Source organism: Paenibacillus sp. FSL R5-0914 (assembly GCF_038004525.1).
In the GTDB taxonomy this organism is placed as follows: domain Bacteria; phylum Bacillota; class Bacilli; order Paenibacillales; family Paenibacillaceae; genus Paenibacillus_AQ.
Window position 1 is genome coordinate 1,224,831 of sequence record NZ_JBBORH010000002.1, and the last position, 23,967, is coordinate 1,248,797.

The 23,967-nt window shown below is 43.1% G+C and carries 25 protein-coding genes; 6 read left to right on the forward strand and 19 right to left on the reverse strand.

The features are described 5' to 3' along the window. Positions 1 to 111: 111 nt before the first annotated feature. The 5 genes from MKX60_RS21480 to MKX60_RS21500 form a co-directional block, all read right to left on the reverse strand. Positions 112 to 2,310, reverse strand: a complete 2,199-nt coding sequence (locus tag MKX60_RS21480) for a DEAD/DEAH box helicase (RefSeq protein ID WP_341060930.1) — start codon at positions 2,308 to 2,310, stop codon at positions 112 to 114. Beyond that, positions 2,307 to 3,626, reverse strand: a complete 1,320-nt coding sequence (locus MKX60_RS21485) for an ATP-binding protein (RefSeq protein ID WP_341060931.1) — start codon at positions 3,624 to 3,626, stop codon at positions 2,307 to 2,309. Before MKX60_RS21485 ends, MKX60_RS21480 begins: the two co-directional genes overlap by 4 nt. Positions 3,627 to 3,641: 15 nt before the next feature. Then, positions 3,642 to 5,246: a TerB N-terminal domain-containing protein gene (locus MKX60_RS21490; RefSeq protein WP_341060932.1), complete on the reverse strand. Its 1,605-nt coding sequence runs from the start codon at positions 5,244 to 5,246 to the stop codon at positions 3,642 to 3,644. A gap of 195 nt (positions 5,247 to 5,441) precedes the next feature. Beyond that, positions 5,442 to 6,644, reverse strand: a complete 1,203-nt coding sequence (locus MKX60_RS21495; protein ID WP_042193977.1) for an MFS transporter — start codon at positions 6,642 to 6,644, stop codon at positions 5,442 to 5,444. A 91-nt stretch (positions 6,645 to 6,735) separates the two neighbouring features. Beyond that, positions 6,736 to 7,503 carry a DUF1836 domain-containing protein gene (locus MKX60_RS21500; protein WP_042188578.1) on the reverse strand — a complete coding sequence of 256 codons (768 nt, stop codon included), beginning with the start codon at positions 7,501 to 7,503 and terminating at the stop codon, positions 6,736 to 6,738. Between the two features lie 113 nt (positions 7,504 to 7,616). On the opposite strand from MKX60_RS21500, the gene MKX60_RS21505 reads away from it, so the two are divergent. Continuing rightward, positions 7,617 to 8,942 (forward strand): hemolysin family protein, encoded by a 1,326-nt coding sequence (locus MKX60_RS21505; RefSeq protein WP_042188579.1) that lies wholly within the window; start codon positions 7,617 to 7,619, stop codon positions 8,940 to 8,942. A 36-nt stretch (positions 8,943 to 8,978) separates the two neighbouring features. Here the strand turns inward: MKX60_RS21505 and MKX60_RS21510 are convergent, their stop codons facing one another. From MKX60_RS21510 to MKX60_RS21520, 3 genes are read right to left on the reverse strand one after another with little or no spacing between them, the layout of a single operon-like run. Continuing rightward, positions 8,979 to 9,512 carry a GNAT family N-acetyltransferase gene (locus MKX60_RS21510; protein WP_341060933.1) on the reverse strand — a complete coding sequence of 178 codons (534 nt, stop codon included), beginning with the start codon at positions 9,510 to 9,512 and terminating at the stop codon, positions 8,979 to 8,981. A gap of 24 nt (positions 9,513 to 9,536) precedes the next feature. Continuing rightward, complete coding sequence (locus MKX60_RS21515) at positions 9,537 to 9,965, reverse strand: GNAT family N-acetyltransferase (RefSeq protein ID WP_341060935.1); 429 nt, start codon at positions 9,963 to 9,965, stop codon at positions 9,537 to 9,539. Between the two features lie 25 nt (positions 9,966 to 9,990). Next, on the reverse strand, positions 9,991 to 10,344 hold the full coding sequence (locus tag MKX60_RS21520) for a VOC family protein (RefSeq protein WP_042193979.1): 354 nt from the start codon (positions 10,342 to 10,344) through the stop codon (positions 9,991 to 9,993). A gap of 161 nt (positions 10,345 to 10,505) precedes the next feature. Between MKX60_RS21520 and MKX60_RS21525 the strand changes: the two genes are divergently transcribed. Beyond that, positions 10,506 to 11,852 carry a TrkH family potassium uptake protein gene (locus tag MKX60_RS21525; RefSeq protein ID WP_081382769.1) on the forward strand — a complete coding sequence of 449 codons (1,347 nt, stop codon included), beginning with the start codon at positions 10,506 to 10,508 and terminating at the stop codon, positions 11,850 to 11,852. A gap of 61 nt (positions 11,853 to 11,913) precedes the next feature. Here the strand turns inward: MKX60_RS21525 and MKX60_RS21530 are convergent, their stop codons facing one another. After that, entirely contained in the window at positions 11,914 to 12,189 is a 276-nt protein-coding gene (locus tag MKX60_RS21530; RefSeq protein ID WP_341060937.1) for a hypothetical protein, read from the reverse strand. 177 nt (positions 12,190 to 12,366) lie between these two features. On the opposite strand from MKX60_RS21530, the gene MKX60_RS21535 reads away from it, so the two are divergent. The 3 genes from MKX60_RS21535 to MKX60_RS21545 all read left to right on the forward strand — a co-directional run bounded on the left by MKX60_RS21535 (position 12,367) and on the right by MKX60_RS21545 (position 15,283). Continuing rightward, the gene (locus MKX60_RS21535) at positions 12,367 to 13,599 is read left to right on the forward strand and encodes an aminopeptidase (RefSeq protein WP_341060939.1); all 1,233 of its coding nucleotides are present in this window, start codon (positions 12,367 to 12,369) and stop codon (positions 13,597 to 13,599) included. 50 nt (positions 13,600 to 13,649) lie between these two features. Continuing rightward, positions 13,650 to 14,879, forward strand: a complete 1,230-nt coding sequence (locus MKX60_RS21540) for an aminopeptidase (RefSeq protein WP_341060940.1) — start codon at positions 13,650 to 13,652, stop codon at positions 14,877 to 14,879. Positions 14,880 to 15,100: 221 nt separating this feature from the next. Further along, on the forward strand, positions 15,101 to 15,283 hold the full coding sequence (locus tag MKX60_RS21545) for a hypothetical protein (RefSeq protein ID WP_042128123.1): 183 nt from the start codon (positions 15,101 to 15,103) through the stop codon (positions 15,281 to 15,283). 71 nt (positions 15,284 to 15,354) lie between these two features. On the opposite strand, the gene MKX60_RS21550 is transcribed toward MKX60_RS21545, so the two are convergent. From MKX60_RS21550 to MKX60_RS21595, 10 genes are all read right to left on the reverse strand, one after another. Continuing rightward, positions 15,355 to 16,047, reverse strand: coding sequence for an AlkZ-related protein (locus MKX60_RS21550; RefSeq protein ID WP_341061139.1), 693 nt, complete (start codon positions 16,045 to 16,047; stop codon positions 15,355 to 15,357). A gap of 26 nt (positions 16,048 to 16,073) precedes the next feature. Next, positions 16,074 to 16,646, reverse strand: a complete 573-nt coding sequence (locus tag MKX60_RS21555) for a TetR/AcrR family transcriptional regulator (RefSeq protein ID WP_339241407.1) — start codon at positions 16,644 to 16,646, stop codon at positions 16,074 to 16,076. Between the two features lies 1 nt (position 16,647). Further along, positions 16,648 to 17,364, reverse strand: a complete 717-nt coding sequence (locus tag MKX60_RS21560; protein WP_341061140.1) for an MBL fold metallo-hydrolase — start codon at positions 17,362 to 17,364, stop codon at positions 16,648 to 16,650. A gap of 82 nt (positions 17,365 to 17,446) precedes the next feature. Further along, entirely contained in the window at positions 17,447 to 17,914 is a 468-nt protein-coding gene (locus MKX60_RS21565; RefSeq protein ID WP_076283616.1) for a DUF6773 family protein, read from the reverse strand. A 2-nt stretch (positions 17,915 to 17,916) separates the two neighbouring features. Further along, entirely contained in the window at positions 17,917 to 18,096 is a 180-nt protein-coding gene (locus MKX60_RS21570; protein ID WP_076283793.1) for a helix-turn-helix transcriptional regulator, read from the reverse strand. Between the two features lie 240 nt (positions 18,097 to 18,336). Then, entirely contained in the window at positions 18,337 to 18,939 is a 603-nt protein-coding gene (locus tag MKX60_RS21575) for a nitroreductase family protein (RefSeq protein WP_076283615.1), read from the reverse strand. A 120-nt stretch (positions 18,940 to 19,059) separates the two neighbouring features. Then, positions 19,060 to 19,836, reverse strand: coding sequence for a phosphate ABC transporter ATP-binding protein PstB (gene pstB / locus MKX60_RS21580; protein WP_042188599.1), 777 nt, complete (start codon positions 19,834 to 19,836; stop codon positions 19,060 to 19,062). Positions 19,837 to 19,875: 39 nt separating this feature from the next. Then, positions 19,876 to 20,772, reverse strand: a complete 897-nt coding sequence (gene pstA, locus MKX60_RS21585; RefSeq protein WP_042128135.1) for a phosphate ABC transporter permease PstA — start codon at positions 20,770 to 20,772, stop codon at positions 19,876 to 19,878. Next, the gene (gene pstC / locus MKX60_RS21590) at positions 20,769 to 21,671 is read right to left on the reverse strand and encodes a phosphate ABC transporter permease subunit PstC (protein WP_042128137.1); all 903 of its coding nucleotides are present in this window, start codon (positions 21,669 to 21,671) and stop codon (positions 20,769 to 20,771) included. The genes pstA and pstC overlap by 4 nt, the downstream gene beginning before the upstream one ends. Before the next feature lie 91 nt (positions 21,672 to 21,762). Next, a complete protein-coding gene (locus MKX60_RS21595; protein WP_042132223.1) occupies positions 21,763 to 22,695 on the reverse strand; it encodes a phosphate ABC transporter substrate-binding protein in 933 nt (310 codons plus the stop codon). A 332-nt stretch (positions 22,696 to 23,027) separates the two neighbouring features. Between MKX60_RS21595 and MKX60_RS21600 the strand changes: the two genes are divergently transcribed. Further along, positions 23,028 to 23,912, forward strand: coding sequence for a LysR family transcriptional regulator (locus MKX60_RS21600; RefSeq protein WP_341060943.1), 885 nt, complete (start codon positions 23,028 to 23,030; stop codon positions 23,910 to 23,912). Positions 23,913 to 23,967 lie beyond the last annotated feature (55 nt).

Genomic DNA, 23,967 nt, shown 5'->3' on the forward strand with positions numbered 1-23,967 from the left:
TGGAATAGGAGGAAAGTCTATATCGGCGCAAGGAGATACACGTTGCTGTGCGTCCGAACATAAAGAGACGCCCGCATAAGCGGGCGTCTCGATTAAAAATATTTAAAATAGTTACTGTGGTTGCCGCCATTGTTTTAGCACTTCAAGCAACCCCGGAACATCTAATCCATCTAAAGAAAAAGCTTTGCGCAACAGCTCATGCGGGATGAACTCGTCATACTTTCCGAGGTAGGGTGCTTCATCTGGAGATAACAATGTTAAAGGATCAGCGGCAGCCATACTCTCAGCGATGATCTCCGCTTCCAGCGTTTCTGCATCTGTTTTGCCTGCAACCACCATATAATAAGGTTCCATCGGCACGATAGATCGAAGTCCCTGTGAGCTCTTCAAATTGTTCCTAAGAAGGCGCTCTAGTGTGCGGAATTGCCGACTACCCGCCCACGGTAAGATAAACATCGAATCTCCACCTGCCGGCATAACGGAACGTTCAAGCATTCCACTTTCCTTCGCTAAACGACGAGCTCGTTCAAGCCGCGCAGCCGCACTCGGTGCAAGATACGGATACAAGGATGTTGCGCCTAACACTTCACGTATTTTGGTCATAATTCGTGTATGCACATCCCCGCCCGCTCCAAGCCACAACGTATCCACTTTACCGCGTGAGGTTTTTACATAAACAGCTTTATGGCGATTATCGACCTCTTCTACCTTCCAGAGCTTCCCTGCCAGAGTAAAACAGTAACCTGGTGGTGGTACTGTTGTGATCGAACCGATCTCTTCAGTCCCGTTATAGACAACATGCTCTTCATCGTCTTTGAAGACTGCGTAGAAGCGGAAGTTATTCACGATCTTCTCCCCCGCCATCCCAATAATCAAGCTGCCTTCATCCATCTTCTCGATTTGTCCCATACCCAGCATATAAATCATGAAGGTATCGTAGTCGGCAGGATCAATGCTATTGAAGGAAGGTAAGCTTAGTACAGCCTCCTTTAAATCCTCCGGCTCCGCCTCCCCCATACTCTTCAATATGCTCATCGTCTGATGGTATAACAGCCCGACTGGCAGCTGGCGCACCACCAGTGGTTCAACCCACTTCTCGCGCACATATAGCTCAATAACCGCTATCGCTCGAAGCAGCGTCCAAGGCATCCGTGCCGGAAGCTGTGCTTCCTCATCCTCTTCCTCGGGCGTGACAAAGATCATCTCGGATGCGGCGTCACCACGCCTGCCCGAGCGGCCGAGTCGCTGCACAAAGCTTGCGCAGCTATAAGGAGCGCCGACCTGGAGCACCCGCTCCAGCTCTCCTAGATCAATGCCCAGCTCCAGCGTCAATGTCGCTGCCGCAACTGCAGGACCGGAGCCTTGCCGCAGCGCGGCTTCCGTCTCTTCGCGGAGCATCGCGGAGATGCTGCCATGGTGAACGTGAAAAACATCCCGTTCCCCACGCTTCCCGGCCGTTCTCCGCAGCTCAAGGGTTGCCGTCTCCGCATCCGAGCGGCTATTCGTGAAGATCAACGCTTTCTTAAGATGCGTATGATCATAAATGAAATCGTAATAAGACTGCTTCGCGCGTTCTAAATGCTCCGCCTGCACTTCATCCCGTGCATCCGGGAAAGAGAAATGCTCCACACTTAAACGGAGCTTACGCCCGCCCTGTGGAGCGGACACCTCTACGCTCTCCCGCGTACCTGCCGCCAGCCACTCCGTCACCGAAGCATAGTCACTAAGCGTAGCCGATAGACCGATTCTACGCGGATGACATCCCGCCATTCGTGAGATTCTCGCCAGCTGACTCAGAACCTGAATCCCCCGATCAGCACCCATAAAGGCATGCACCTCGTCAATGACAATATAACGGAGATCATGGAACAGCGCCGGGATAGCATTCGGACGGTTCATCAATAGTCCTTCAAGCGATTCAGGGGTAATCTGTAGCACGCCGGAAGGATTCTGCACCAGTTTCGTCTTATCGGCTTGCGGAACATCCCCATGCCAGTGCCACACCGGAATATTGCCTTCACGGAGCAAATCGTTCAGCCGTGTAAATTGATCGTTAATCAATGCTTTCAGAGGAGCGATATACAGAATACCAACCGAACCGGAAGGACGTTCATACAGCTCAGTAAGCGCTGGAAAAAAAGCCGCCTCTGTCTTACCTGAAGCTGTACCCGAAGCAATCAGTAAGTGATGCGGCGTATCAAACAGCACACGACAGGCATCCACCTGCGCCTCACGCAAAGTTTCCCAACGGTTCTTATAGATAAACTCTTTAATAAAGGGAGCCAGCCTATAAAACGGATTATCACTCATAATTCAAACTCCGCGAGGAATCCATCTAACTCATTTTGTTCAGTATCAGCAGGTTTAGAGGTTCGTTCGCCCACTAACTTCTCGAAAGAGATCTCCGGATGCTGGTGTAAGGTGTGAAGTAGATCCATGAAATCACGCACCACTTCACGCGGTGTCAGGAGCTCGTCTGCCCCTAATCTGCCCACAGCTTCTTCCATAAAATGAACCAATTGTTCCTGTGTTAACCGTGCTTCGTAACCATAATGAAGGGCATGAATATCTCTAAGCTTTTGCAAAAGGATCAAAATTTCTTCATGTGAGAGCATGTCCAGTGCAATAATAGGCCCAGTATAATTGTTCAGACCTGCTGCGCCGTATCTTCCTGCAACTAATCTTGAACGCAGCGCTTCATAACTAAATAATCCACGCCGTCCATCCTCCACAAATTGCGGAGTCCCCCCTATAAAAATTCCTAGGCTTTCTGCCTTGCCCTGCATCGTATCGTTGAACATCGTAAGCAGCTTTTCATAGTTACTCTGACGTGAGATACTGTTCGTGATTTTGTAGAGGTTGACGCCTTCGTCAATGAATAGCAGCAGTCCCTTATAACCGATAGCAGAAGTGAATTCCGACCACAGTTTCATATAATCATACCAATTATCATCATCAATAATCACGCCCACACCAAGTGCTTTTCGTGCTTCCGTTCGAGTAGCGAATTCACCTCTTAGCCAGCGAAGGGAATCCTGCTTCAATTCATCGTCAGCGAGTTTATGTGCATTCCAATAAGTAGCCAGCACTTTGGCAAAATCAAATCCATGTACCAAACCGCGCATTTCGGAGGCTACAGCATAGATTCGTTTCTCAACTTCGTCTCCAAGCTGGGGGTGATCAGGGCCATATTCATTCTCTTGCATCACAGACTGCTGAAGCGTAATGATCCATTTTTGCAAAATAATCTCCAGAGCGCCTCCATCTGGACGTGTCCGGGTAGACAAATGACTCATCAGCTCTCGATATGTAGCAAGACCTTGTCCTTTCGTTCCCACTAATCTTCGTTCAGGGGATAGATCCGCATCGGCTACTACAAAATCCCGATCCATCGCATAATTACGGATCATCTGCAAAAGAAAGCTTTTGCCGCTACCGAATTTGCCGGTAATCAGCTTAAAAGCAGCTCCACCCTCCGCAATATTATCCATATCTCTCAATATCGCTTCAATCTCTGGCCGGCGGCCAACGGCTATATGTTCTAGTCCGATACGCGGAACCACACCGGCTGTCAGTGAATTGACTAGCGCTGTCGTCATACGTTTGGGTATTTTTAAACCATTCATCCAAAGTTCACCCCATTAAATATTAAGCAGATGAATTTTATATTCTTCTGCAATTTCTTCACCATCTATGATCAAATCACCTAGAATGTTCATTGCGATATCATTTATCTCATCAATCAAGAGTTCTGACATCGTGCCATTTGCAGCCGCTAGCTTCTGTATGGTTTGTGTTCCATCCTCGTTCATAAACGCAATCAGAGCTTCGTGTTGGAGTGGACTTAAAGCATTAGAGAACTGCTCCCACTCCGTATCTACGTTAGCAGATTGAATTTCTTCTATAGTTAATTCAGGCTCAAGAGACTGAAGCGGTACAATGATTTCATCTTCAATATCTTCAAATTCTTCTTTTTCTACTACTTCTTCAAGCTCGGATTCCTCATTAGTAATCTCAAAACCGCTATCCTCAAGTTCTTCCAGCTCATTCATTTCCTCAACCGTAAGCATGGTTCGTACAATCTCGGAATCACTCTGCAGCCTTTCAAGCTTCTCACGATCAATAACTACTGCCGGCCCCTTATCTTCCTGTTTCTCTTTCTCAAATTCCCGCTTCAGAAAACGAGTGATAAGGTCATCCATATCCGCATCCACATTAACCCCTTTGAGCCGTCCTCGATACCCCAGCAGTTCCCGTAATTTATTCTCAGTCAAACGGAATAGCCTTGTAATCAAACTGCGAAGCGGTGGAGATTTACTGATACGCACAACCGGTATAAGCACTGAATAACCATATAGCGAAATATCATATACGGCGCTACGAAATAAATAACGCTCCCGCATTACTGAGGGGCCTGGTGGGAACATTTCAACCAAATTCGAGCCATGTTTCCGACTGACATAAGCGTTGATTAATGCCACTACCTGTGGAATATATCGTTCAAGGGCTTCTTTACCTTCCCCCATATAAAACTTCGATTTACTAATATCGTAGTCCGACATTGCTGTTAATACCGTAAAGGTTAACTGCTCAGGAGCTACAGTAAGACATCTCTCTAACTCTAGCTCTGCCAAATCTCCGGCAAGACCGCGTGAACGAGCAACGATTAAAGATAGAGGCACATTCAAATGATGAACAAACGAGAAGTCCGCGATCCAACCACCCAAATATTGATCCAGACGTTTATAATTTTCACGATAAGCTTCCCAGATTTGACTGAGCTGCTTATAGCCATCATAAGGATCTTGCCAACCTACACCATTAATAAGCTCATACACGTGCAGAAAAATATATGAAAGATCCGTTTTCGGATATCTACCCTGTCTAACTTCATTGCGCCAATAAAAATACCATCTACTTTGCGTGCCCGTCATATGACCATACGTTGGCCAGTAACTCTTAAAAGGAATAAATAGCGCCGAATCCTCGGTTCTATGTTCCAACTCCTTCGCTCTAGCTACAAACTGACCTTCGGTAGTTGTCACAGGCTCCGGCGTGTCGGTCTCCAGATCCCATAGCTGAAGCTGTAAAGAAGGTTCAGACGACACTTTAGGCTTCCCTACATTTGCAGTAGATAATTTTGGCAGCGCTGGTTCTGATGAATTTCGCGGGGGAATAGGAACGTTTTGTTCCGTACTTTCCCAGACTAATTCCGTGAAATGAGGCTGATTCCTATCCTTACTCATGTTCGATCGCTCCGTTCTTATAAAAGAAGGACTAATGCAAGCATAACGCCTTCTTTGCGGGGGCCCTAAATGTATAGTAGTTTCTAATGTTAAAAAAAACGGCCCTGTTCACAACTGTGAAGGAACCGTTTTGTTCTTATTAAATTTTAGCATTGTTGGTAGATTAACATCAAGTATGTAATGAAGAATTATCCTCTACAGGAGCTCCGTTCCCTTTGTCTCTTTTCCTAGGAAGAGCACCGCTAACGCACCGATAATAATCGTTACAAAAAATAACATGAAGATCGAGCCAATCGCTATAGATTTACCTACCAGCACCCCTACTAACAAAGGAGCGATGATGCCACCAATCCGTCCAAAGGAAGTCGCTAAACCAGCGCCTGTTGAACGAATAGTTGTTGGGTACAACTCTGGTGTATAAGCGTACATGCCACCCCATGCTCCGAGATTAAAGAATGATAAGCAGATTCCAGCAGCCATCAGCATTCCTTCTGTAGTTGCATTTCCGAACCATGCCGCACTAACGGCAGTGAACAGCATATAGATGACCAGGACAAACTTACGTCCGAACTTCTCGATGAAGTAAGCGGCAGTAAAGTAACCCGGCAGCTGAGCTAGCGTCATGATAAGCACGTATTCGAAGCTTTTAACCAAGCTGAAGCCTTTAAGTACCATAACTGTAGGCAGCCATAGAAACATCCCATAATACGAAAACACTACAGTAAACCATAAAATCCACAGCATAATCGTAGAACGACGATACTCTGGTGACCATACTGTTGTGATACGTTTTTTCAAGGACACAGGCGCCTTCTTGATCTCAGCAAACTTCGGTGAATCGTCTATAGCACGTCTTAAGTATAGAGCGTATAGAGCGGGAACAGCACCAATACCGAATGCTACACGCCAGCCATAATCAGGAATCACGAAGAATGCAATTAAAGCAGAAGCGATCCATCCAACAGCCCAAAAGCTCTCTAGTAGCACAACCGCACGGCCTCTCTCACGGGCAGGCATACTTTCAGACACTAATGTTGAGGCGACGGGCAGCTCCCCACCTAGTCCAAATCCAGCGATAAATCTAAGTACACAGAGTATTCCGAAGCCTGTTGCAAAAGCCGATAACCCACTCGCAGCCGAGAAAATTAGGAGTGTCCATAGAAGTATCGGTTTACGTCCAAAACGATCGGCTAATATCCCTGCTGCCGCAGCACCCACAGCCATGCCCACGGAGTTAATACTTGTCAATATACCTATCTGCTCCGGTCCCAGATTCCAATCCTTGGCTAAAGCCGCTACAACAAAAGAAATCATCCCGACGTCCATCGCGTCGAACATCCAGCTTAAGCCTGCACTGAAGAGTAATTTCCTTTGCTTCGGATTCCGCAGCAGTGTCATTTGATTCACTTCTAAGCCCCCTTATATCCAACATATATCTTATGAAACTTACTTTTGATTGTTTCACTTATACATATTAAAATTGAAGCGTTCAAAAATCAAGAAATAAAGCTGCATTAAAGTATTGTCTGGCAAGCGATTGAAAATAACAGGTCTGAACAGCTATCGTGGCTATCAGAAGTATGTTGCGGACAGACTCTCTCTGAGATCTCGTAAGATGCGTCAGCCGATTGATCACACGATCTGTGGAACTTCTAAGTAGGGAATCTTCTTTCCAGGAGAACTCCTTGTGTAAAAGTTGATCTACTTTACATTGGGTTTGTATAGTTGGATTGCTCTTGATCTCTTCAAACAGTCCAGCATATGCGTAATACAGCTTTGTCGGTTCTATAAGATCATCATCGTCTCGATCTGGCTTTAAGAACATTAATCGGAATAGCTGACGAATACTTTCGAAATTTAGGGCCGATTTGAGATCATCGATCATAAACAGAAGTGCTGCCTGATTAACTGAATACTTCTTTCCTTCTCTTGGAGAACCGAGATACTCCTTAAAATCACGCTTCACCCAATTTTGCATAGTAGTCACAGTCAAAGTGGAATACTCTATTAGATGGCCTAATGAAGCAATTTCACCGAGTGAAAAGCCTTTTACATCATGCCCCTTAATGATCTTTTGAAAAATGGGTGGAACATCTGTAGATAAAAAAGCGGGTAACGAAGTCCCCTTTTGTACTTCATCAAGATGAAATTTAGTCCATGCCTCTTGGAGGATATTCAGCGGTTTCCGGTCTGATAATCCGGTCAATGAGAGCAGAAGACTGGACATCTCCACACGAGTCAATGCAAATGATTCCATATCTGTTTCCCTCCACCATTTGATATTTCTCTGAAAAGTTCGTAGAATAGTTCATAAGAACTCATAATATGAGTATAACCTATTTTAGGAACGAAAGGGATGGTAAAGATTATATGGGTATAGGACTTAGTTTGACGTTGGTGGCTATTTTGATTATTTTAACCGCTTTTTTTGTAGCAACGGAATTTGCATTGGTGAGACTTAGAGGTAGTCAGATCAGTCAAATGGTGATCGAGGGAAAGAAGAACGCGCTAGCTGTACAACGAGTGTCTGCTAATCTTGACGGATACTTATCTGCTTGTCAGCTCGGGATTACAATCACTGCACTGGGTATTGGTGCACTGGCCGAGCCAGCGTTTGAGCAGTTGCTCCTTCCGGTATTCGACTGGGCTAATATTAGTCCAAGTGTGAGTCACCCTCTTGCGTTCTTATTCGCATTCGTCATTGCAACATTCCTACACGTCGTTGTCGGGGAACTTGCTCCGAAGACAGTAGCTATAAACATTCCGGAAAAAATCGGTCAAATTACATCACCGCTGATTATTTGGTTCTACAGAATTTTGTACCCACTCATTTGGTTTATGAATGGTTCCGCAAATCTGCTTGTTCGCCTTTTCGGGATGAAGCCTGCCAGTGAGCATGGAGACGCTCATAGTGAAGATGAGATTCGTTTGATCTTATCCGAAAGCTATGAAAGTGGAAAAATCAATAAAGCTGAATATGGCTATGTCAACCGTATCTTTACTTTTGACGAGATGTTGGCCAAAGAAATCATGGTTCCACGAACAGATATGGTATGTCTTTTCACCAATCATTCATTGAAAGAAAATTTTGAGATTATCCGTAAGGAACAATATACTCGCTTCCCGGTTGCAGAAGGTAGCAAGGATAATATCATCGGAATGATTAATACGAAACAGCTTTATTTGCAATATGACAATAACCCTGATTTTGATTTCAAAGGCTTGATTCAGCCAGTCCTAACCGTATCTGAGGTAACACCTGTTAAGAACCTTTTAACACGTATGCAGTTGGAGCGGGTGCATATCGCCCTGCTGCTTGATGAATATGGTGGAACGTCTGGACTCATCACGATTGAAGATATTTTGGAAGAAATCGTTGGTGAAATTCGAGATGAATTTGACGGTGATGAGCGCAGAGAAATTGAGAAACTAAGCGATACAAATTATCTGTTCGATGGTAAGGTATCTTTAATTGAGGTCAAGGAGCTTACCGGTCTTGATTTCGAACATGAGGAAGTGACAACGATTGGAGGCTGGTTATACAGTCATATCCCAGATCCGGCCGTTGGCAAAAGCATTGTACATGACAACGTAACCTTAATCATTCGTGAAATGAACAGATACCGTGTACGCAAGGTTGAGGTCATCATTGAGACCACTGGTGACACTGAATCGTCAGAGCTTGAGAATTCATAAGCTTTTAATCATAAAAAAAAGGATAGAGTTATCAGATTAAATCTGATCCTCTATCCTTTTTTCTTTTATCAAAATCTTACTCATGTAATATTCATCTACCCATTGGCCATCAATTACAAGTGATTTTCTTTTCGTCCCTTCGATCTCAAACCCATTTTTGATATATAGCGACATAGCTAGCTCATTATGGGTCATAACTGTTAGCTCTAACCGAACAATTTCAGTATTCTTAGCCCATGCATCCAGTTCTTTGAATAGCCCTGTACCGATCCCCTGACCTTGATACTGTCTTAGAATGCCAATGACTATGTACGCACTATGACGATTGCGTCTAACACTTCCACCTCTAACCGATATATAACCTATCAAATGGTTATCAACCGCTGCGCCAATAAGGATTGAAGTATTTGCTAAAGCGAAGCTTTCGATCATCTCTTTGACCTGATTTAGACTGGATTGTCGTTCATCCGGCTCTAATAACATAAATTTGGATTCCTGATCCAACTGATGCTGTAATCGAAGTAATTCTTCTGCATCCTCTGGTATAAGCACTTTAAGTGTAACCATCATATCATCACTTCCAATCATAAATAGCTATAAGTACTTTTTGAACAGCTTACTGGTGCTGCTATTGTATCCAAGATGCTCGTAAAATTGATGTGCATCCTCTCTTCTGACCGCACTCGATAGCATGATCTTAAGGGCGCCCCTAGAGGTGGCTACGTGCTCAGCGTATCTCATTAGTTTCGCACCGTATCCTTTCCCTCTCACCTCTTGTGATATGATGACTCTTTCAATGACAGCAAAGGGTCGATCGTCACATAAAGCATCCATACATAAATGAAGATGAAGCGTCCCAACAATAGCCCCTTCTTCTTCGTACACATAAAGAAAACTATCCGTATTGTCAGCTATCCGCTTCAGTCGGTCCGGTGACACTTGTATAGCTGTCTGCTCAGGCAACAACATTCGATATAAGTTTTCAATATACAATGCGTCTTCAGGAACAGCCTCTCTTATCATTTGTTTATTCCTTTCTTAATCGTTCTTAACAACGGCAGACCATGATAACATTGCCATTCGGATCTTTAAAATTAAACCAATGGTCATGCTCGATATCCGTAAGAATCTCCCCGCCATTTGCTTTCACATAGTCATAAGCAGCATCAATATCCTCGGTATTTAGATGAAAAGAGGGGATATTAAGAACGGACTCAGAAGTGTAAATTTTGCTGTCTAATACGATTTCTGGTCCTTGCATGGGGATCACGTATAGATGCCCGAATAATACTTCACCATCCAAAGGCAAACCAAGCAATTGGCAATACCATTCTTTGGATTTCTCAATATCCTTTACCGGAATAAAAACTGCACCAATCTGATTCAGAATCGGACTTACCACCATTAAGAAAGCCTCCTCTTTAAAGTTGCAGAATAGGGTGTTATTCTAGAATAATTCGATAAAATATGTCAATTCCCTCCCTCCACTTAGGGAAGGTCTGGCAAGTTATGTTATAATTTTGTGTGCACTACTCTAATTTCACGTATGACAGGAGAATTGAATTGGCTAATCTGAACTTCGGTGGATTGAAATTAACTCCACCAAAAGTCTTATCACTAGGATTTGTAATACTTATCACTGCCGGAACTTTTTTACTTAGTTTGCCGGTCTCCTCCGTAGAAGGGCACATTTCTTTTATTGATGCATTATTCATGGCTACATCGGCAACCTGTGTTACAGGTTTGGCAGTCATTGATACGGGCACACAGCTGACTACTTTTGGACAAGTTGTTCTACTCGTATTATTTCAATTTGGGGGATTGGGTTTTATTACGATGGCCACCTTGATTACTTTGGTCCTTAATAAACGAATATCCTTTAAAGAGCGAATTCTTATGCAAGAATCTATGAACCAGAATTCCATGCAAGGTATTGTCCAGTTGATCCGCAGAGTCCTGATCTATTCCCTTGTTATTCAGCTCACAGGTGCCATCGTGTTTGCCGGTAGGTTTATGATGGATATGCCTTTCGGGAAAGCTGTATATTATGGGATTTTTCACAGCATATCTATTTTTAATAATGCAGGCTTTGATTTATTCGGTGACATTCATGGGCCCTTTAGTGGACTTACTCGTTTTGTAAATGATCCTATAGTGAATTTCACCTCAATGATTCTCATCTTTCTTGGAGGGGTCGGTTTTATCGTCCTATCTGATGTTTTTGACTTTCCAAAACGCAAAAAGCTTACTCTACATTCTAAGGTTGTTCTTTCGACCTCTATGATATTGATTGTCATTGGGGCTGCTCTATTTTTCTTACTAGAATTTAATTCTACACTGAAGCCCTTGAGTGCAGGTGGAAAGATGATGGCTACATTTTTACAAGCGATAACACCACGTTCAGGTGGCGTCACTACAATTGAAATTCCACTGATGCGGGAATCAACGCAATTTCTAATGATTCTGCTAATGTTCATAGGGGCTGCGCCTGGATCTACTGGTGGGGGAATTAAGATTACTACGTTCGCTGTTCTAGTGGCTGCGGTTTCTGCAAGACTAAGGGGTAAAGAGGATATTGTAATGTTTCGTCATCGGATCGCCAAAGAAAATGTCTATAGAGCCGTGACGATGACACTGATGTCTCTAATGTTAGTGGTCATTGCTACGATGTTGTTATCCGTGACAGAAAAGGCTGACTTTCTTGCTGTACTCTTTGAATCCGTATCTGCATTCGGGACTTCTGGTCTCTCCATGGGACTTACTCCAGAATTGACTACGGCGGGTAAAGTGCTCATTATTTTTCTAATGTTTCTGGGTCGGACAGGTCCGCTTACTCTAGCTTATGCACTCAAACCTAAGGGTAGTAAGGAACTTTACAGATATCCTGAAGGTAAGATTACAATCGGATAAGGCGAGATGTAACCAGCGGCAATGAATATTGCCGCTGGTAATCAATCAACACTTGTATGTTTTACTCTTCAACGATCTCTTGTTTATCTAGTGCGGCATCAAGCAATTGATTATATATATCGTCATCATTTTCAAGTAGCGCGTCAGTTTCTAAGAACTGCTCTTCACTTCCAGGCTCACCAGCAAAGCTTAGGCTGTAATCCCATTCCGTTCCTCTTGTACTGAAAAAAGTAATCTCATATGGAGCCTTATGGTTTTCGAGAGTAAATACCGTCCTCCCTACATAGCTTTTATCCTCTTTACGGCTCATTTCAGCACTTACGATCTCTAAATTCATCCGTTAATCTTCCTTCCATTCATCAAATCATTTCCCCTCTCAGTATAGCATTGAAATGAATGTAATTCCTCAATTTACACTGTAAATTCCATGTAATTGACTTTTTTCATCCGGCGGTTAATAATTTAGTACAATACTTGTAAAGTACCAAACTATTAGTAATTGGAGGAAATATCGATGACTGATTTCGAGGCAAAGCTTAGTAAATATGCAGATTTAGCTGTGCAAATTGGGGTTAACGTTCAACCAGGGCAAATTCTGGTGGTGAATGCACCGATTCTTGCAGCTGATTTCGTTCGTATGATTACCGCCAAGGCATATGCGATTGGAGCAAGCTTGGTGAAGGTGAACTGGAGTGATGCAAGCATTACACGCCAGCAGTTTGAACATGCTGCATCAGAAGTGTTCACTGAGCCTCCTACTTGGTACGCAGGTGAAATGACCGAACTCGCCGAGAAGGGTGCAGCTATTCTTAACGTGATCGCGGAAGATCCTGATGCACTTAAAGGTATTGATCCTGTACGCATTTCAAATTATCAAAAAGTACGGGGAGCCGCACTCACCAAATATCGTGAAATGCAAATGTCCGACAAAGTTAGCTGGAGTATTGTTGCCGTACCTTGTCAGGCTTGGGCGGATAAAGTATTCCCGAATGTTCCAGCTGAAGAACGTGTAAGTAAGCTATGGGAAGCTATTTTCCACACCGTACGTCTTGATCGTGAAGATCCAGTAGCTGCATGGCAAGAACATCTCGACACCTTAGATCAAAAAGCAAATGTACTCAACGCAAAAAAATATAAGAAACTGCATTACATAGCACCTGGTACGGACCTAAGCATCGAGCTTCCAGAAGGTCATATTTGGGCACAAGGTGACAGCATTAATGCGAAAGGTCATTCTTTTGTAGCCAATATGCCTACCGAGGAAGTATTTACCGCTCCTCTAAAGACTGGTGTAAATGGCACCGTACGAAGCACCAAACCTCTTAGCCATGGCGGCAACATTATCGATGGATTCTCTATTACTTTTGAGAACGGACGAATTGTTAGTGTTAGTGCAGAGCAAGGACAAGAAGCACTAGAGCACCTCATTAGTATGGATGAAGGAGCAAAATACCTAGGTGAAGTTGCATTAGTTCCACATAAGTCCCCTATCTCAGAGTCCAATATTCTTTATTACAATACCTTGTTTGATGAGAATGCATCCAATCACCTAGCTATAGGTATGGCTTATGCTTTCTGTTTAGAAGGCGGTAAAGATATGACTCCGGATGAACTGATTGCACATGGATTGAATAATAGCGTTACCCATGTGGATTTCATGATCGGTTCTGCCGAGATGAATATTTACGGAATTACTGCTGATGGAACAGAAGAACCTGTATTCCTTAATGGAAACTGGGCGTTCTAATAACTGTAAATATGAAATAAAGACTAGAGATATTGAAAGGAGTAGAAACTATGTTGGATTTCAAGCAAAAACTGGAGAATTATGCATTGCTGGCAGTGAAGATTGGGGTTAATATCCAACCTGGACAGACCCTTGTTGTAAATTCCGACATCGTTTCCGCAGAACTAGTGCGACTTGTAGTACGTAAAGCTTATGAAGCGGGTGCGAAGCTCGTCAAGGTTAATTATAGTGATGAGGTTGTTACACGTACTCGTTATGACCTCGCTCCATCCGATTCCTTTTTGGAACCGCCACAATGGCAAGCAGATGAATTGGAAGATCTAGCTAAAAAAGGTGCAGCATTTCTATCGATAACTTCAACGAATCCAGATCTATTGAGCGGTGTTGAGTCAGGAAGAATTGCGGATAATCAGCGGATCTCTGGACAGACATTAGCTCCATATCGTGAGTTGTTAATGGGGAATCACGTAAGCTGGAGTATTGTAGCATTCCCATCAGCATCGTGGGCGGCAAAGGTATTCCCTGAAGCATCACCTGATCAGCAGATTGATTTGCTATGGGATGCTATCTTTAAAGCTACACGTGCGGATCAAGCTGACCCTATTCAAGCATGGAGTCAACATTTAGATGGCCTGAAAGCACGTTGTACTGCTTTGAATGATAATAAGTTCCGCAAGCTGCACTATACAGGACATGGAACCGATTTGACGATTGAGCTACCAGAAGGGCATATTTGGTGTCAGGCAGGAGCTGTCAATGGCAAAGGAGTTCCCTTCCTAGCCAATATCCCTACAGAAGAAGTATTTACTGCCCCACTGAAGTCTGGTGTGAATGGTAAGGTAAGCAGCACTAAGCCGCTTAGCTATGGGGGTAATCTTATTGACAATTTCACCCTCACCTTTGAGAACGGCAAAGTAACGGATTTCACCGCTGAAAAAGGTTCAGAAACGCTAGCTTCCCTTATCGCGTTAGATGAAGGCTCTGCTTATCTTGGAGAAGTCGCTTTGGTGCCTTTCCACTCCCCGATCTCCGAGAGCGGAATTCTATATTACACCACATTATATGATGAGAATGCCTCCTGCCATTTGGCGTTAGGTGCAGCATATGCCTTTACCCTTCAAGAGGGTACAACAATGACCAAAGAACAATTGCAGGAAAAAGGAATGAACCAAAGTCATACACATGTTGATTTTATGATGGGTTCACCTGAAATGAGCATTGATGGTATTAAGGATGATGGAACCACTGTACCGATCTTCCGTGATGGAGATTGGGCTTAAATTGTTCGCTTAAATTATTGAATAAATGAAATGCCAAACAACCTGCTTGGTTCCTCTTCCGAGGACAAAAGCAGGTTGTTTTTTATTGCATACTAGATATCCAGAAAATAAATAGTCCAAATTTGAATAAAAGTTCAATATTTGTTCACACTATTGTTGATTTCCGTTCACAAATATGTCACAATACAGTTAAGGATCTAATTTCCAAGGAGGGGATTATCATGTTGAGAGACCCAATATCCAATGAAATTGACAGCGTTGAAGAAGAACAGCTCGAAATTCAAGCACCGGTGGATTCAAGAATTGTTGCATCTAATGCAATCAAATATACCGCCTATGTTATGCTGTTTTTCGGATTCTTGTATTTCCTGATTGCTTACTTGGCACCTATGTTGGAACAATAATGTGATGGATATGATTTTATTAGAAAACGCTTACGGTTAATCACTCTCATGGGAGTAGTGATTAACCGTTTTTATTTCCATGAGAATGCTTTGTTCGTCCAGGCTATTGCTGTAGGCGACCATATGCCATTCATTTTGGAATGTAGCCAAGCTATTGCCTCTTCTCTATCGCCTTCAAATGAGGAAAGACCGTTAGCTTCCATCCAGTGGCGTACAGTCTCAAACGAGGTACTGCTCCAGCCATTTTTCTCACCTTCTGCATTTTGTCGTTCTTTTACACCTGAAATAACGATGTCCAGCGTTGCCTGAAGCTCCGTAACCGCATTATCAAAAGCCGTCTTCTTTTCTTTAGCCTTCATATCAGCTTCAACACGAAGTATACGCGTATCAATCCCTTGATGTTCACGGATAATTTGCAGTAAAGTCACTGCTTCTCTGCTGGCCAATCCGTCATTATAACGTTCTTCTATAGATTTAGTACTACCTACAGCTGCCACAAATGCTGGAAACCACTCCCTAGAGACCAAGATAGCTTTCTTCTTAACAAATTTACCGTATCCAGCCAGGCCTTCACCAGGAAACCTTACACGCCATGACCATGGATCTAGCTCTGAACCCGTATGCCAATTCTCCGCTTTCGTTAATCCATTTAAAGATGGGTGCTCAGGAATCAGAGTGGCAAGCGGCAAAATCCCAATCTTGGTAACGATTTCTGCAGTTTCCTCAAAGGTGATAACACTTTCCTCTTCATATTCCTTATACATCACAACATCATCTCCTATGTACTCCATTATTTAGACTTCATATTTCCGATCCCAGCAATATAAGTACTGATGAGCCGAGATAGGCTTACATTCGTATCAAGCGCCATTCCAAAACCGCCCTTTTGTTCCAAAGAGGCAAAGCCATGCAGAATGCTTCGTAACCCGCGTACTGCATGAATTTCTCCTTCCTCACCCAATTGATAATCCTTCATCACATGAATGATAAGCTTCAAAATATGATCACTTGCCGTTTCCAGCTCCGTATTTGCCTGTTCAGGGGCTCGCAACGTTGTCTCGTATAATCCAGGTCTGCTTCTAGCAAAGTCCACATACGCTCGCCCCATCGCCTGTACAGCAGCGTCTCCACTAAAGCCTTTAGCTGCGTTGCTCATTGCATTGGAAAGCTCACCTAGTCCATAAATCGCAAGTTGTGTGCGCAATTCCTGTAGCCCGTTAATGTGATTATATAAAGACGGAGACCGAACACCTAGTTTGTTAGCCAATGCGGCTAAGGTTACGGCCTCTATTCCTTCATGATCGGCAATTTCTGCTGCTGCAATAACTAGCGTACGACGATCTAATCCTGCTCTAGGTGACATTTTAATTACTCCTATCTTGAATCATTTGTGCTTTGTGAATAGCTTTCTCCATGGTTTGTACTGGGTTTCTAAGTAAGTCTCCATGTCCAGTAGCCAGTATAGTCGGGGAAGCCTCTAGAATCTTAATTGCACTCTTTAATGCTTGATCTTTACTCCAGGTTGCCAGAGCCGGGAACGGAAACCAAGGAATTATGGTTCCTGAAACTGCAGTTCCCCGGAAGGTTTGAAAAGCATCTCCAACGATAACAGCGCCGCTTCGTGAATCAATGAAAGACATAGATCCAGGGGTATGACCAGGAGTTAGAATTGCTGTTAATGAACCAATGGTATCTCCATCATAGAGCAATACATCTGGTCTCGTTGTTACCTTCTTGGGCACGCCTCCCTTTATAGGAGTCTGAGGTTCTCCCTCACGAAGTGAACGATCTCCACTAAGCAATGCTGCATCCCTTTCTGAAATGTACACCTGAGCCTCTGGAAGCTGTCTCTTTAGCTCATCCAGTGCACCTATATGATCATCATGAGCATGCGTCAATATAATACGAGTGATCTTTTTATCAAGCTTCGCTGCGGTATCTATAATTCCTTTTACACTGAACGGCAATGCCGCATCTATCAAAGTCAACTCATTCTCTTCCTCAATGATGTAACAATTCACAGGAAACACTCTTGGCATCCAAGTTAGCTGTAATAAATGACCTTCACGCGTTACTCTCATCATTACCCCTCCAAAAACTAATGGTATTAGCTTAAATATAAACTAATCATATTAGTTTTACAAGAGTGAATTATTAGTTTTCTTATCCATCTAGACTTTTGTCCGCATTTTTATTAGATCTTTTAATAATGAACCACTGCATCCATGTAATCCCAACGAAAAATATAACGGAACCCAAAAGGGTGCTCATGATACTTTTAGCAATATCCAACTCCCCGGCTTCTCTAAAATCAGATAGGAACATTAAAGCGGCCCATATTAATGTACTGACAGCTCCCCAAATTAAATTGATTTTCTTATACCGTCTTACATCGCCTTCTTTACTCGGTAGCAGATATATTCCATTTTTGACGGAACGAACAGTTATATACAAACACCCTCCCATCACAATCACAAACGTATCCAACCAATACTTAATGTCCCATTGCAGAATAAACACTTTTACCAAAAGACTAACCATAAAGCCCACGAACACAATCATAAAACCATGCGTACTAAACTTCTGAATTTCACTGATAATCCGCTCATCCTTAATCCTTGTCCTGCTCACCCTTATTCCTCCCAAAAAATATCGTTTAAAGATCGATCCAATGTCTTGCAGATAGCTATGCACAACTTAAGCGTTGGGTTATAGTTCCCAGCTTCAATCAGACCAATCGTCTGTCTTGTAACCCCTACAACTTCCGCTAACTGTTCTTGGGAAAGATCTTTTTGTATACGTGCCAGTTTCATCTTGATGTTCTTGTTCTCCCCCACGCTTTTCCCTCCTTATTTAAATTCATCCACATAACCCAATTGTAATCAATATCATTCATTATGTACATTATATATTGCTATAAACATTTAACGCGATTTTGCTATCCGACCATACGACATTAGGAGCTTGAACTTACAACAAAAAAGCACCCCTTCGGATGCTTCGGATATATATTCTTTTAATATTCATTATTCAAATAACGTAAAACCTTCTGCTTATTCCACTACATCGTTCTCTGGATAACTATCAATGATCTTCAATAGTTCAGAAGCATCCGTGCGTGGACGGCTGTCTGGCACAGTCTCCGGGTATCCGGCATGGATCATAGCTATGATCTTCTCTCCTGGCTTCACACCAATTTTGTTACGGAATTCAGGATTATTGATATAAGGATCGGTCTTCCAAATCGTTCCCACACCTTGCTCCCAAGCTGCTAGCTGGAAGTTCTGCACAAGTGCTGACGCTGCTGCAAAATCCTCATCCCACTCTCTCTGCCGAGGATCCTCAGGCATCACCACAATTAACGTTAAAGGAATATTTGAGATATATTCTTTTCGCTTAGCAGCCACTTCAGGATCAGAAAAAGCACGTTTCACGAAAGCAAATGCCGCTTCAGCCAAGAACTTTGTACCATCACCTTGAAAAGCAATAAATCTCCACGGCTCACGCACCCCATGATTCGGCGCCCATACAGCTACATTTAACAATTCCTCTAAGAGACCTTGTGGCAGTGGATCTTTTTTAAAAAGCTTAATAGAGCGTCTTTCTCTTATTACTTCAGCTACGCTATTCTTTTGAGTCGGTTGAGTTTGTGTCATGAGATCCACTCCCTATAGTAATAATGATAATCATTATCATTAATGATACAGTATCTATCTGCCTTTTGCAAATAATAGAAACAAAAAACACCGTTCCCTAAGGAACGATGTTGAAAGGCTTCAGCCGAAACGACCCATGATATATTCTTGTGTCATTTGATTCTCAGGATTAGTAAAGACCTTATCCGTCTTATCGTATTCTATAAGGGATCCCAGATAGAAGTAAGCCGTATAATCAGAAATCCGTGCAGCTTGCTGCATGTTGTGTGTCACGATTACTATGCGTAGCTCTTCTTTTAACTCCTTGATGAGCTCCTCTACTTTACCAGTGGAAACCGGATCTAGTGCGGATGCTGGTTCGTCCAAGAGTAGAATTTGTGGGTTAACTGACAACGCTCTTGCAATACAAAGGCGCTGCTGTTGTCCACCGGACAAAGCTAATGCTGAATCTTTTAACCGGTCCTTCACTTCATCCCACAACGCTGCTTTACGAAGGCTGCTCTCTACAATCTCATCGAGTGCTTTTTTTCCTTTTACACCATGGTACTTCGGTCCAAAGGCGATGTTATCATAAATGGATTTATAGAACGGATTGGGCTTTTGCCAAACCATACCGATCTTCTGACGCAGTTTGATAACGTCTGTGCCAGGTGCATTAATATCAACGCCATCAATCCAGATGCTTCCTTTGGTTGTTGATCCGGAGATTTCGTCATTCATACGGTTCAGTGAACGAAGAAAGGTTGATTTACCGCAGCCGGATGGGCCGATCAGTGCAGTAACCGTATTTTCAGCAAAAGGAAGACTAATCCCCTTTACAGCCTCATATGTTCCATAAAAAATACTCAGGTCCTCGGTTTGAAAAGATTCACGCACTGCTGTTGCCGACGTTCCCATCGATTACTCCTCCTACATCTCTACTTTAGTTTTTAGGAATTAGTTCATTCTTTTTGAAGCTGTAAGCTTACGATAAATAAATCTACCGAAATAACGTGCTGCCAAGTTGAAGATCAACACCATAATTACAAGTACTGCTGAAGCTCCCGCAGCAATTTGCGCGGCATCAGGAGCAAGGCCTTCACTATTTACCTTCCAGATATGAACAGCCAGTGTTTCAGCTGGACGGAAAGGATTCAGTGGTGAGTTCGGACTAAGTGGATTCCAGTTAGTGAAATCTAGTCTTGGGCTACTCATTCCTGCAGTGAACATCAACGCGGCTGCTTCCCCAAAGACACGGCCAGCAGACAAAATAGTACCCGTAATAATCGTTGGTAATGCTACTGGGAACAACACGGAGGTTACGATCTTCCACTTGGACAATCCTAGTGCAAAACCAGCCTCTTTTTGTTGCTTCGGAACACTACGGAAAGCTTGCTCCGTAATCCGAACCATCAGCGGTAGATTAAAGACCGTTAATGCCAGTGCTCCAGAGATTAAGGAAAAGCCAAGATTAAAATAGTTAACAATCAGCAATAGACCAAACAAGCCGACTACGATTGAAGGGAACGAAGATAATACCTCAACAATTAAGCGAATAAAGCCGGTGATTTTTCCCGGACGAGCATATTCAGCCATGTAAATACCGGCACCCAGTCCTAGAGGTACTGTAATTATTAGCGTGAGTACCAAAAGGAATAAGGAGTTGAATAGCTGAGGGCCAATTCCTCCACCTGCTCGAATTTTTTGCGGTGCAGAGAATAGAAAATCCCAACTAATGTGACTAAGACCCCGAAAGAGGATATATCCTAATAGACCAACCAGAATAGCTACGATGAGCAATGCGAAAAACACAATAAGGCTTGTGGCAATTTTATTTACGGTTCTCGGCTTCAAATTTTATTTCTCCTTTCAAGCAGTCTCACAAAGAAGACAAATACAAAGGTCATCAGCATAAGAACCAGTGCCATACTCCACAGAGCATTATTGTGCGCAGAGCCCATGGTTGTGTTCCCCATTCCAAGTGTGATTACACTCGTCAGGGTAGAAGCTGATTCAAAGAGTGATTTTGGTACGAATGGCGCATTCCCGATAACCATCTGTACAGCAAGGGCTTCACCGAATGCACGTGCCATCCCCAGTACAATACCAGTCATAATAGCAGGAAACGTTGTCGGAATAATCACTCGAGAGATCGTCTGCCACCGGGTGGCACCAAGCGCATAGGAGGATTCCTTTAAATTTTGCGGCAATGAAGCCAGCGCGTCTGCAGCCACGCTTGTAATCGTCGGAAGAATCATGACCGAGAGCACAAGCGCGCCTGCAGCTACCCCGATGCCTTGACCTGGCAGGTTGTTGCGTAGAAACGGTACAATAACACTTAATCCGATGAAACCATAAACAACTGAAGGGATACCTGCCAACAGCTCGATTACGGGCTGAAGCAATTTTTTACCCCACCCTGGGACAATCTCAGTCATGAACAGCGCAGCGCAAAGGCTAAGTGGACTAGCAATCAATGCTGCAAGTAGAGTAACTAAGAAGGATCCCGTGATAAACGGAAAAGCACCAAAGGATGGCGTATCTGCTTCAGGTGACCACTTTGTTCCGAATAGAAAATCAGTAACGCTAACATCACCACTTGTGAAAGTTGAAATACCTTTAGACGCTACAAAATATACCATCGATACAATGATTGTTATCAATAGCAGTACACAGAAGGACATATATGTACGTCCCACAAAATCTTCAATATGATGTTTCTCGATGCGTGAGTTCTTTAGTTTCACCCTCAATTGCTCCCTCTTTCTAAAGTGAAAAGAGAGGCAGATGTATCCGCCTCTAATCACTTGAGATTCTAATCCTTACAAATTACTTAGAAGTGAATTACTTAGCTGTAACATTTCCTGCAACGTCACGAGTAACTTGCATTTTTACTGCTGGAATGTATCCAAGCTCAACGACTTCACCTGTTTGTACTTCGTCTGTCAAGAAAAAGTCAAGGAATGCTTTTACTGTTTCATTTGGTTCGCCGTTTGTGTACATGTGCTCGTAAGCCCATACTGGATATTTACCAGAAATAACATTGTCTACAGATGCTTCTACACCATCAAGGCTAAGTGTTTTGATTGAATCATCAAGGTATGAAAGAGCCAGATAACCGATAGCCCCTGGAGTTTCTCCGATCATTTTCTTAACAGTACCGGAGGAATCTTCTTGAATCGATCCTGGGATATCTTCAGTTTTAGTTCCAAGTGCAAAGCTTTCAAAGGTTGCGCGAGTACCGGAGCTGCCTGGACGGTTGATGATTTGGATTTTTTGATCCGCACCGCCAACTTCTTTAAAGTTTGTAACTTTTCCTGTGAAAATATCGATAAGCTGTTGCTTAGTCAAGCTGTCTACACCAGCATCCGGATGGGTTACTGCTGCGATCGCTACTACTGCTACTTGATGATCTACAAGAGCTGCTGCTTTTTCTGCATCTGCATCTTTTAGTTTTTCTTCTGCGAATACGTCAGAGTTACCGATATCTACTTGTTTCTCAGCTACTTGAGTAAGACCAGTACCACTGCCGCCGCCTTGAACCTGGATGTCCACTCCAGCATTTTTATCCATGAAATTCTCGGCTACCAGCTCAACCAATGGTTGTAGTGCTGTTGAACCTGAAGCTAGAATCGAACCACTTATTTTAGCGCCGCTACCTTCATTTGTAGCTGCAGCGTTTCCTCCCGTGTTGTTTGCCCCACCATTACCGCAAGCTGAAAGTGCTAGTACGCTTGTTAAAGCCAAAGTCATAACCCAAGATTTTTTGAATTGCATTGTTTTGTCTCCTCCTAAATGTTTTGTTAGCACGGCTTCCTCATACAGTTCATACGGAACTGGCTTCGCAAGCTTTAACATGGTGTTGTGGAGCTTTGGCCCCCATATGCTTGTTTACTGTAAAAGTGCATTGTACGCATATGTTATTGTTGTTGTCCGGAGCTTCTTGGCCCCTCTGACTCTTCTTATTCTAGAGCTCGTTCGTTAGAGAAACTTCTTAACTTTGTAAAGCCAACGATAAAAATACCAATAGAAACTATATATATGTATAGATTTAATCTATAATGGAGATATAATTTGTTATCCAACTTAGCATTGTACGGAGGAAAGTCATGAATATTATGAAGTTAAAGATCGTTATCCTACTTGAAAAATATAAGAAAGTAACCGATGTAGCTGCTGAATTAGGCCTTAAACAACCCACAGTATCTTTTCATATGAAGAATCTAGAGAATGAATTTGGAACGCCTTTATTCCAATATCGAAGTGGAAGAGTACTGCTCACAGATGCGGGTCGGGCCCTTTATCAATATGCGCTCAAGATTGTCTCACTTACAGCCGAAGCTGAACGTACTGTTAAACAGTTTTCTTCACCAACACAAGGTACTTTAAAGCTGGAAGCAAGTTATATACCTGCAACTTATATTTTACCTAAAGCGCTAATCCAATTCATGAAACAATATCCTGGGATTAATAATTCAATGACGATCCAAAGTGATACTTTGTTAAAGGAACGACTCCGAAGCCGAGAAATTCAAATGGCTATTTTACATACTTCTGATTGGCATGATGAATCCTTTAACTTTCAGCTGGTTGTCCGCGACGAGCCTGTGCTCATTTTTGCCCCTAGTCACCCTTTTGCAACTATAGAGAAGTTAACACTAGAACAGATCGCGCTTGAGCCTTGGATTCAGTATGAGGGTGGTTCTTGTTTACGGGGATTTGCGGATCAATGGGCAGAAATAAATCATATTCGCTTGTGGAACCGATCCGAGTTGAATTCACCTGAAACTCTAAAGATGTTAGTTAGCGAGGGAGATGGCGTAGGCATTTGTTCTAGAGTTAGCATTGAAGCAGAACTTGCGTTAGGTCGTCTTTGTTGTGCTCCACTACCGGGAGTTTTGCCTGAGAGCGGTGGTTTTGTACTGGCTTGGCGAAAAGATCATATATTAACACCGTTGCAGCAATCTTTTGCCGATATATTAAACAACAACTAATAGGTCCTTCTATTTTATAAAAGAGAGCGCCCAAAGCCAAAATGGTTTTGAGCGC